General features: G+C 63.3%; 1 protein-coding gene. It reads left to right on the plus strand.

Going from position 1 to position 1,192, the window contains the following annotated elements; genetic code table 11:
• The first annotated feature begins 1 nt into the window (after position 1).
• On the plus strand, positions 2-1,192 hold the full coding sequence (gene tuf, locus J2P76_RS23505; protein ID WP_207410701.1) for an elongation factor Tu: 1,191 nt from the start codon (positions 2-4) through the stop codon (positions 1,190-1,192).

A 1,192-nucleotide genomic window follows, 5' to 3' on the forward strand; every position in this document is an offset into this window, starting at 1 on the left:
CATGGCAAAAGGCAAGTTTGAACGTACCAAGCCGCACGTGAACGTGGGTACGATTGGTCACGTTGACCACGGCAAAACGACGTTGACGGCGGCGATCACGACCGTGCTGTCGAACAAGTTTGGCGGTGAAGCCCGTGGCTACGACCAGATTGACGCGGCGCCGGAAGAGAAGGCGCGCGGCATCACGATCAACACGGCGCACGTGGAATACGAGACGGAGAAGCGTCACTACGCGCACGTTGACTGCCCGGGTCACGCGGACTATGTGAAGAACATGATCACGGGCGCGGCGCAGATGGACGGCGCGATCCTGGTGTGTTCGGCCGCGGACGGCCCGATGCCGCAGACGCGCGAGCACATTCTGCTGAGCCGCCAGGTGGGCGTGCCGTACATCATCGTGTTCCTGAACAAGGCGGACATGGTCGATGACGCGGAGCTGCTCGAGCTGGTGGAAATGGAAGTTCGCGAGCTGCTGTCGAAGTACGACTTCCCGGGCGATGACACGCCGATCGTGAAGGGTTCGGCCAAGCTGGCGCTCGAAGGCGACAAGGGCGAGCTGGGCGAGCAGGCGATCCTGAAGCTGGCCGAGGCGCTGGACACGTACATCCCGACGCCGGAGCGTGCGGTTGATGGCGCGTTCCTGATGCCGGTCGAAGACGTGTTCTCGATCTCGGGTCGCGGCACGGTGGTCACGGGCCGTATCGAGCGCGGTCTGGTCAAGGTTGGCGAAGAAATCGAAATCGTGGGCATCAAGCCGACGGTGAAGACGACCTGCACGGGCGTGGAGATGTTCCGCAAGCTGCTGGACCAGGGCCAGGCGGGCGACAACGTGGGTATTCTGCTGCGCGGCACCAAGCGTGAAGACGTCGAGCGTGGCCAGGTGCTGGCCAAGCCGGGTTCGATCACGCCGCACACGGAGTTCACCGCCGAGGTGTACATCCTGTCCAAGGAAGAAGGCGGGCGTCATACGCCGTTCTTCAACGGCTATCGCCCGCAGTTCTACTTCCGCACGACGGACGTGACGGGCTCGATCGAGCTGCCCAAGGACAAGGAAATGGTGCTGCCGGGCGACAACGTGTCGATGACGGTCAAGCTGCTGGCGCCGATCGCCATGGAAGAAGGCCTGCGCTTCGCCATCCGTGAAGGCGGCCGTACCGTCGGCGCCGGCGTCGTCGCCAAAATCATCGCCTAA

The sequence above is a fragment of the Bordetella petrii genome (genome assembly GCF_017356245.1).
Classification (GTDB): domain Bacteria; phylum Pseudomonadota; class Gammaproteobacteria; order Burkholderiales; family Burkholderiaceae_B; genus Bordetella_A; species Bordetella_A petrii_D.